The organism is Paraconexibacter sp. (assembly GCF_041602235.1).
Lineage (GTDB): Bacteria > Actinomycetota > Thermoleophilia > Solirubrobacterales > Solirubrobacteraceae > Paraconexibacter.
The window spans coordinates 1-8,858 of sequence record NZ_JBFIGP010000156.1; the positions used below are offsets into that span (position 1 = coordinate 1).

Here is an 8,858-nt window from a genome sequence, read left to right on the forward strand (position 1 = left end):
CGATGACGACGGCTACTACTGGTACGAGGGCCGCGCGGACGATCTCATCATCGCCGCCGGGTACCGGATCGGCCCTTTCGAGGTCGAGTCCGCCTGCCTGGAGCATCCGGCCGTGGCAGAGGCCGCCGCCGTCGGGTCGCCCGACGAGCGACGCGGCCACGTCGTGAAGGCCTTCATCCTGCCGGCCGCCGGTCACGAGCCCTCCGACGCGCTCGCGGATGAGATCAAGGCGTTCGTCCGCGAACGGCTCAGCGCCTACGCCTACCCGCGCAAGATCGAGTTCGTCACCGAGTTGCCCAAGACGCTCACCGGCAAGATCCGCCGGATCGAGCTGCGCCAGCAGGAGGAGGAGAGCGCCCGCCGGGACGGCTGACGGGCGCCCCAGGCGCCCCGGCACGTAGGGTTCGCCCCGTGCGCACCCTGGTGATCTCCGACCTCCACCTGGGCGGTCGGGCGGGCCGTGACGTCGCGCGCGCACCGGTCCCCAGGGCACGGCTGCTCACCGCGATCGCGGACGTGGAGCGGCTGGTCCTGCTGGGCGACGTGGTGGAGCTGCTCGAGGCGCGTCCCGACGAGGCGATGGCGCTCGCCGAGCCCGTCCTGCGCGACATCGGCGCAGCGGTGGGACCGGGTCGCGAGGTCGTCGTCGTGCCCGGCAACCACGACCGGCACCTGATCCGGGACTGGCTGCGGGAGGACGGACGCGAGCTCACCTCGGACACCGTCGTCCCACCGCACGCCGGATACCTGCTCGAGCATCTGGTCGCGATGCTCGGCGCCGCCGGCGCGACCGTCACGGTCCGGTACCCGGGCGTGTGGCTCGGCGAGCGCGTGTGGGCCACCCACGGGCACTACCTCGATCGTCACCTGCTGCCCGAGTCGGCCTTCGGGATCGCGCGCGGGCTGCTCGGTCGCCTGCCCCGCGACGGCGCCGCCCCGATGGAGTACGAGCAGCGCCAGAGCCTGACCTCGCTGGAGGGGCCGCTGACCCGGTGGCTGCCCCGGTGGGCCATCGCCCGGATCGACGACCTCGTCGCGGCGGCACGGCGGGCCACGATGGCCGGCACGCAGGCGATGGCGGGCCGGTCGCCCGGCCACCACTGGGTCACGACGGCCCGCGGGCATCTGCTCGGCCTGCAGATGCGCCGAGCCAGCATCCCGGCGCTCGCGCGCGTCGTGCACCGCTTGGGGATCGACGCCGACGACGTGGTCTTCGGGCACGTGCACCGCCTGGGTCCGCGGTCGACGGACACCGCCGAGCAGTGGACGGGTCCGGGTGGGGTGCCGCGAATCTGGAACACCGGATCGTGGGTGCACGAGTCGCTGCTGCTGCACCGGATGCGCCCGCCCCACCCCTACTGGCCGGGCGGCGCGGTCCTCGTGCACGGCGACGGACGGATCGAACCGCTGATGCTGCTCGAGGACGTCGCCGCCGAGGACCTCGACGCCTGACGGCGCGAGGCCCGCGCTACTGCCCGACGGCTGCCGGACCGACCTCGTCGATCGTCCGGTGGCCGCTGAGGGCCATGGCGAGATCGAAGTCGGCCAGGAACGAGCGCAGGGTCCGCGCGACTCCGGCCTCGCCGTCGGTCGCCAGACCCCAGAGGTAGGGCCGGCCGAGCATGACCGCGTCCGCACCGAGCGCGATCGCCTTCAGCGCGTCGGAACCGCTGCGGATGCCGCTGTCCAGGAGCACCGCGAGGTCGTCGCCGACCGCCTCGACCACCTCGGGCAGCGCGTCGAGCGTCGCAATCGCGCCGTCGACCTGGCGACCGCCGTGGTTGGAGACGATCAGCCCGTCGACGCCGGCCTCGCGGGCCCGCTCGGCGTCGGCCCCCGACAGGATCCCCTTGAGCACGATCGGCAGCGACGTCTGCTCGCGGAGGAACGCGAGGTCCTCCCACGTGACGGCCGGGTTGGAGAACACGCCGACGAACTGGCCGATCGCCGCGCCCATGTCCTCCTCGGGCGGCGCGGGCAGCGTCGAGCGGAAGACCGGGTCCGACAGGTAGTTGGCGATCCCGATGCCCTGGAGGAACGGCAGGTACGCCTCCTGCAGGTCGCGGGGACGCCACCCCAGCAGCCAGGTGTCGAGCGTCACGACGATCGCCTTGTACCCCGCGGCCTCCGCCCGCTTCACCAGGCTGGCGGCGAGCTCCTCGCCGCGCGGCCAGTAGAGCTGGAACCACTGGTCGGCGTCGCCGCCCGCCTCGGCGATCTCCTCCATCGTGAACGACGACGCCGTGCTCGCGGTGTAGACGAGGCCCGCGGTCGCGGCACCTCGAGCCGAGGCGAGCTCGCCCTCGGGGTGCAGGATCGACTGCACGCCCACCGGGGCGAGCATGATCGGCGCGGGCATCTCGGTCCCGAGGACCGTGCGGGCCGTCGTCCGTGTCTCCACGTCGTGCAGCATCCGCGGGACGAGCCGGTGGCGGCGGAACGCGGCGAGGTTCTCGCGCATCGTGTCCTCCGTGCACGCCCCGCCGAACAGGTAGCCGCGCGGCCCCGGTTCGAGCGCGTCGTGCGCGGCCGCCTCGAGGTCGGCCCACGAGACCGGGTGGTCGGGCTTCACCCCGGCCATCCCCTGCAGGTAGATCTCGTACTGGTAGTTGGCGAAAGGCGAGTCGCTCATGGGCGCAGCCTATGCGTCGGCCGCTGGCCGCGCCGGGGAGGGCGGGCGACGAGGCCCGTGGTGCGCGGAACGGCGCGGACGGGCCGCTCAGGGCCGCGGCGTCAGCGCGTCGAGCTTGGCCTGCGTGCGCATCTCCCCGAGGATGCGCTCGAGGCGCGGCTCGGTCTCGTTGTCGACGTGGCGCATGGCCCCGGCCACCGCCGGATGCACCGCGGCGATGCGCGCGTGCATCTCGTGCGCGACCGCGCGATAGGAGGGGTGTCCCTCGCGCCCCGAGCGCAGCTCGATGAGCTGCATCGCCTCCCGCGCGTTCAGGTCCAGCACGTAGCGGATGCGGAAGCCCAGGCACAGGGCGTAGGGCGCCGCGCGGTCCAGCCCTGCGTCGGCGAGGCGCTGGTACTCGGCGCGGGAGATCTCCAGCGCCCGGCGGTACTCGTCACCGCAGCCGGCGGCGACGACCTCCTCCGGGACCCCGGCCCCGAGATCGGGCCCGAGCTGCTGCCACTGCACCGTGAGCATGCGGTGGCGCTGCAGGTCGCGGAACGCGCCGTAGTCGCTGACGATCTCGAAGCGGTAGCGCAGCGCCTCGAAGCCGCGGCCGGGGCGGTGGCGGCGGTTGCGCCGGTCACCCACCAGGTCGGCGAGCATCGTCGCGCGCTCCTCGTCGCTGAGTGCCGCCAGCCGGATGAGGGTGTCCTCCTCGGCGGCGCCCGCCGCCTCGAACAGCAGGGAGGCCAGCAGGGCGTTCTCGTCCCCGTCGACGTGCAGCAGCTTCACCGACGGGCGGGCGTCGGCGGTCTCGGCGGTCGGCCGGTCCAGGCCGAGTCGCGCGACCCAGCGACGCGCCGCCTCCTCGCGGCGCTCGAGGTAGCCGATCCACTCCCCGCCGCGGTCGGGGCGCTCCACGCGCGAGACGAAGCTCGGCATGGTCGCCTTGATCGCCTCGAGGATCATGCGGCCGTACTCGCGGGCCTCGGGGAGCGGGTGCGCGAGCAGGTGCAGGATGAGCTGCTCGTAGGTCTGGCCGCTGGCGAAGATGCCCATGTGGCTCAGCGAGCCGGCGGGGAGCAGGCCGCGCAGCAGGTCCAGCGCCTTGGCGGTGATCGCCCGGCGGTGCGCGGCGCTGGGCTCGCCGTCGGGCGGCGGGTAGGCGCCGTCGGCCCATTCGATGACGCGCGGTAGGCAGGCGGAGTAGATCCGGAAGATCTCGTCCATCGCGGCCTCGTAGGTGGGACCGAGCTGCTCGTCGCGGTAGTACCGGTAGCGCGGCTCGGACTCCGACGCGTCCATCGGCGCGTCGTAGGCGATGTAGCGCGTGGACTGCTCCAGGTAGGAGCCCAGGCGCGGACGCTGCAGGATCTTCGTGAGGACGTTCGAGGTCCACTCGCACGCGACGTGCGCGCCGCCGAGCTGCGCGACGGAGTCGTCCCCGTACCCGACGAAGATGCGCTCGTAGAGGTCGGCCGCGCGGCGGCCCTCGTCGCCCTCCCACGCGGGGGTGGACGTCGTCGTGCCCAGCGAGTCCGCGAACTCGTCCAGGAACAGGCGCCGCAGCGTGCCCTGATAGCGGGAGTACCGGGCGAAGAGCGCACCCTTCACCGTCTCCGGCAGGCCGACCAGCGCGAACACGGGCTGATCGAGGTTCGTGACGTGCGGCGCGAGCAGCGCGCGCTCGTCGGTGGTGAAGGATTCGACCGGGTAGAGCACGGACGGGCCAGCCTAGCGAGCAGGTCGGCGGGTGCGACGCGCGGCCGGGGCGGCCTAATCACGGCTTTTCCTACCGATCAACTGAAGAATGTGTATTGTGCCGAATCCAGATCAGCTATCGGACCATTCACGGAGGACCTCTCGTGCATCGCTCACCCGCTCTTCTCGCCGCGCTCGCGGCTTCAGCCTTCGCCCTCGTGGCGAACGGGTGCGGCGGGGCGTCGGACTCGAAGGCCGCCACCCCCGCGGGAGCGACGTCCGGCGGCGGGTCGCTGTCCCTGGTCGCCTACTCCACCCCCCAGGTCGTCTACGACGAGCTCATCCCGGCGTTCGGCGCGACCGCAGCCGGCCGGGGCGTCGCGGTCAAGACGTCGTTCGGCGCCTCCGGCGACCAGAGCCGGGCCGTCGATGCGGGGCAGAAGGCCGACGTCGTCTCCTTCTCGATCGAGCCCGACATGACGCGCCTGCAGGACGCGGGCGTCGTGAGCGACTTCCGCACGATCTCCACCTCGCAAGTCGCGTTCATCGTCCGCAAGGGCAACCCGAAGAAGATCCGAGGCTGGGACGACCTCCTCGCGAACGGCGTCGAGGTCGTGACCCCGAACCCGTTCACCTCGGGGGCGGCGAAGTGGAACCTCCTGGGCGCGTACGCCCACGGCGGGCTGCCCTACACGGAGAAGCTGCTCACCGAGCATGTGAAGGTGCAGGACAAGTCCGGACGCGAGGCGCTGCAGACCTTCACCGCCGGGACCGGGGACGTCCTGCTGTCCTACGCCTACGAGGGCGTCACCGCCCAGAAGAAGGGCGCGGACGTCGACGTGGTGATCCCCGACGACACGCTGCGGATCGACATCCTCATCGCCCGCACCAAGGACGCCGGGCCGGAGGCTGATGCGTTCATCGACTACGCGACCGGCCCGGCTGGCCAGAAGTTCTTCGCCGGCTGGGGCTACGACCCGCCCGCCGGTCCTCGAAAGCCCGCCCCGAAGCTCCGGACGATCGAGGACCTCGGCGGCTGGAAGAAGCTCAACGCGGACCTCTTCGACCCGGAGACCGGCTCGATCGCGAAGATCGAGGAAGCGGCCGGGGTCTCGACGGCCAAGTGAGCACGCTCGCGACATCGGCGCTGGGGCGCCTCGGCCGCGTCCGGCGAGCGCGGGCGGCCAGCCCGGCGCTCACCGGCGACCCGATCCCGCCGCGCCTCGCCGTCGGGACGATCGTCCTGTGGCTCGGCCTCGTCGTGCTGCTGCCGCTGGCGGCCGTCGCGACGCGGTCGTTCGACGACGGGCTCGCCGGGTTCTGGGCGTCGGTGAGCAGCCGCCAGGCGGTCGACGCGTTGCGGTTCACGCTGCTGGTGTCGCTTCTCGTCGCGGCGATCCAGGCGGTGATGGGGACCGTCGTCGCCTGGGTGCTCGTCCGCGACTCGTTCCGCGGCAAGGCGTTCGTCAACACGATCATCGACCTGCCGTTCGCCTTGCCGACGATCGTGGCCGGCCTGACGCTCCTGGCGCTGTACGGGCCGCGCAGCCCGATCGGCGTGAACGTCAGCTTCACGCAGGCCAGCGTCGCCCTCGCCCTGCTGTTCGTGACGCTGCCGTTCGTCGTGCGGTCCGTCCAGCCGGTGCTCATCGAGCTCGACCGCGAGATGGAGCAAGCCGCCGCGTCGCTGGGCGCGGGTCCGGCGACGATCTTCCGGCGGATCGTGCTGCCGAACCTCGCGCCCGCCGTCCTGTCCGGTGCCGCGCTGGCCTTCGCACGGGCGGTCGGGGAGTTCGGCTCGCTCATCCTCATCAGCGGCAACATCCCGTTCCAGACGCAGGTCGCCTCGGTGTTCGTGTTCAAGCAGCTCGAGTCCGACAACCTGCGCGGCGCCTCGGCGGTCTCGGTGGTCCTGCTGGCCCTGTCGCTGCTGGTGCTGCTGGGGCTGCGGCTGCTGGAACGATGGGGGACCCGCCATGCGCGCTGAGACGCTGACCCGCATCGGGCTGCGCACGATCGCCCTGGGCTACCTCGGCCTGCTGCTCGCGTTCCCCGTTGGCTACATCCTCTATGAGACGTTCGCCCCCGGCGTCGGCGCGGTGTGGGACAGCGTCACGACGCCGGCGGCGATCAGCGCCTTCTGGCTCACGCTCACGGTGACGGCCATCGCCGTGCCGCTCAACACCGTCCTCGGGGTCCTGACCGCGCTGTCCCTGGTGCGCGGACGGCTCGGCCGCAGCCGCGCCCGGCCCCTGATCGAGGCGGTCCTGGACCTGCCGTTCGCGGTCAGCCCGGTGGTCGTCGGCCTGGCGCTCGTGCTCGTGTACGGCCGGACCGGCTGGTTCGGGGACGAGCTCGCGACCGCCGGCATCCAGGTCATCTTCAGCCTGCCCGGGATGGTCATCGCGACCGTGTTCGTCTGCCTGCCCTTCGTGGCGCGCGAGGTGATGCCCGTCCTGCGCGAGATCGGCGACGAGCAGGAGCAGGCCGCCGCCACCCTCGGGGCGACCCGCTGGCAGGCGTTCCGTCGCATCACGGTGCCGTCGATCCGCTGGGGCATCGCCTACGGGGTCGTGCTCTCGACGGCGCGCGCCGTCGGGGAGTTCGGGGCCGTGAGTGTCGTCAGCGGCAAGATCGGCGGGGAGACGATCACGCTGCCCCTGCTCGTCGAGCAGCGGTACCAGAACTTCGACCTGGCGGGGGCCTACGCGGCCTCCGCGCTGCTCGCCGTCCTCGCCCTGGGGACGCTGCTGGCCCTGACCCTCGTCAATCCGCGCAAGGACCACTGACCATGATCACCGTCTCCGACGTCGACAAGCACTACGGGGAGTTCCGCGCGCTGCACGGCGTCAGTCTCGACATCCCCAGCGGCTCCCTCACCGCGCTGCTGGGGCCTTCCGGGTCCGGCAAGAGCACGCTGCTGCGTGTGATCGCCGGCCTCGAGCGGCCGGACGCGGGGACCGTGGTCCTCGACGGCCGCGACGTCACCGGCGTCCCGCCGCAGCAGCGCGGGGTGGGGTTCGTGTTCCAGCACTACGCGGCGTTCAAGCACCTGAGCGTCCGGGACAACGTCGCGTTCGGGCTGACGATCCGCAAGCGTCCGCGGGCCGAGGTCGACGCCCGTGTCGACGAGCTGCTGGGCGTCGTCGGCCTCGCCGGGTACCAGCGGCGCTACCCGTCGCAGCTCTCCGGCGGCCAGCGTCAGCGGATGGCGCTCGCCCGCGCGCTCGCCGTCGAGCCGAAGGTGCTGCTGCTCGACGAGCCCTTCGGCGCGCTCGACGCCAAGGTCCGCGCCGAGCTGCGGGCCTGGCTGCGACGCCTGCACGAGAAGGTCCACGTCACCACCGTGCTCGTCACGCACGACCAGGGGGAGGCAATGGACGTCACCGATCGCATCGCGGTCATGAGCGAGGGCCGGATCGAGCAGGTCGGCCCGCCGCGCGAGCTCTACGACCGGCCGGCGACGCCGTTCGTCATGTCGTTCCTGGGCGAGGTGGTGCAGCTCGGCGATCGCCAGCTGCGCCCGCACGACCTGGCGATCTCCCCCTATCCCCGCGAGGGGGCGGTGGAGGCCCAGGTCGCACGCGTGGCGCATCTGGGCTTCGAGGTGCGGGTTGAGCTCACCCTCCCCGCCGGCCCGCCACTCGCGGTGCAGGTCACGCGACACGAAGCAGCCGAGCTCGAGCTGTGCCCCGGCGACATCGTCTGGGTGCGGTCCACCGGACCGGGGCGGCAGGAGCCGGAGCTGGCGATCAGCGCGTGATCCACGCCTGCGGGTCGGACGCGAGCTTCGTCACATCGTCTGGCAGATCGCCTGCCGCGACGTCGGCGAGCGTCGTCTCCTCCAGCACGCTGCGCAGCGCCGCGCGTACGGCGATCCACACCTGCTGCAGCGGTTCGGCGTTTCCTGCATAGCTCACTTCCTCCGGGCGCTCGCCCCGGACATGGGCCAGCGGCCCCTCCACGGCGCGGATGACGTCGGCGATCGTCACGTCCGCCGGAGGGCGGGCGAGAAGGTACCCACCGTCGGCTCCCCGGCGGCTGCGAACGAGTCCGGCCTGGCGCAGATCGCTGAGGATGTTCTCCAGGAACTTGAGCGGTATGCCCTGGGCCCGGGCGAGCGTCTCCCCTTTTATGTGATGGTCGTCGTCGGGACGGGCCGCGAGTTCGATGGCGGCACGCACGGCGTAATCAGCCTTGGCGGAGATGCGCACCAGCGAATCATCGCCGATCGGGATCGCAGCGCCTCGGACGCCATCTCGGCAGCGCCTGCGGGCCCCGTGACGCGAACGCAGGCGTCGTCAGGGCAGGCCGGTCGAGGACCGCATGCGATAGGTTCCTCGTGTACTCGTTCGTCGGGCGCGTCGCGTGCCCTCGATGAACTGCCGGTGCTTTGCGGTGCAGCCTCCCTGTTCCGCGTCACGCCGGCACCCGACCCGCCGCGTGCCCACGTACGCGTCCGCCTGCGGCGGTGATGTCCCGGAACCATGAACCGAGGAGCCACATGAACACCCCTGCACCGGAGTTGTCCGTCGACGAG

Annotated in this window: 8 protein-coding genes and 1 pseudogene; 6 read left to right on the top strand and 3 right to left on the bottom strand. The window is 72.2% G+C overall.

Going from position 1 to position 8,858, the window contains the following annotated elements:
- Both ABYE80_RS12905 and ABYE80_RS12910 read left to right on the top strand, forming a co-directional pair.
- Positions 1–373 (top strand): annotated as a pseudogene (locus ABYE80_RS12905) (AMP-dependent synthetase); the annotation flags it as partial.
- Between the two features lie 38 nt (positions 374–411).
- Positions 412–1,452 carry a metallophosphoesterase gene (locus ABYE80_RS12910; protein ID WP_372790692.1) on the top strand — a complete coding sequence of 347 codons (1,041 nt, stop codon included), beginning with the start codon at positions 412–414 and terminating at the stop codon, positions 1,450–1,452.
- A gap of 16 nt (positions 1,453–1,468) precedes the next feature.
- Here the strand turns inward: ABYE80_RS12910 and ABYE80_RS12915 are convergent, their stop codons facing one another.
- On the bottom strand, positions 1,469–2,632 hold the full coding sequence (locus tag ABYE80_RS12915) for a lactate 2-monooxygenase (RefSeq protein ID WP_372790693.1): 1,164 nt from the start codon (positions 2,630–2,632) through the stop codon (positions 1,469–1,471).
- 87 nt (positions 2,633–2,719) lie between these two features.
- Positions 2,720–4,339: an FAD-dependent thymidylate synthase gene (locus ABYE80_RS12920; RefSeq protein WP_372790694.1), complete on the bottom strand. Its 1,620-nt coding sequence runs from the start codon at positions 4,337–4,339 to the stop codon at positions 2,720–2,722.
- A 143-nt stretch (positions 4,340–4,482) separates the two neighbouring features.
- On the opposite strand from ABYE80_RS12920, the gene ABYE80_RS12925 reads away from it, so the two are divergent.
- The 4 genes from ABYE80_RS12925 to ABYE80_RS12940 are packed head-to-tail and all read left to right on the top strand — an operon-like array spanning position 4,483 to position 8,081.
- Entirely contained in the window at positions 4,483–5,445 is a 963-nt protein-coding gene (locus ABYE80_RS12925; RefSeq protein ID WP_372790695.1) for an extracellular solute-binding protein, read from the top strand.
- Positions 5,442–6,305 (top strand): sulfate ABC transporter permease subunit CysT, encoded by an 864-nt coding sequence (gene cysT, locus ABYE80_RS12930; RefSeq protein WP_372790696.1) that lies wholly within the window; start codon positions 5,442–5,444, stop codon positions 6,303–6,305. The genes ABYE80_RS12925 and cysT overlap by 4 nt, the downstream gene beginning before the upstream one ends.
- Positions 6,295–7,107 carry a sulfate ABC transporter permease subunit gene (locus ABYE80_RS12935; protein WP_372790697.1) on the top strand — a complete coding sequence of 271 codons (813 nt, stop codon included), beginning with the start codon at positions 6,295–6,297 and terminating at the stop codon, positions 7,105–7,107. The genes cysT and ABYE80_RS12935 overlap by 11 nt, the downstream gene beginning before the upstream one ends.
- A 2-nt stretch (positions 7,108–7,109) precedes the next feature.
- Positions 7,110–8,081 (top strand): sulfate/molybdate ABC transporter ATP-binding protein, encoded by a 972-nt coding sequence (locus tag ABYE80_RS12940; protein ID WP_372790698.1) that lies wholly within the window; start codon positions 7,110–7,112, stop codon positions 8,079–8,081.
- On the opposite strand, the gene ABYE80_RS12945 is transcribed toward ABYE80_RS12940, so the two are convergent.
- Complete coding sequence (locus tag ABYE80_RS12945; RefSeq protein ID WP_372790699.1) at positions 8,071–8,532, bottom strand: Rrf2 family transcriptional regulator; 462 nt, start codon at positions 8,530–8,532, stop codon at positions 8,071–8,073. The genes ABYE80_RS12940 and ABYE80_RS12945 overlap by 11 nt on opposite strands.
- Between the last annotated feature and the right edge of the window lie 326 nt (positions 8,533–8,858).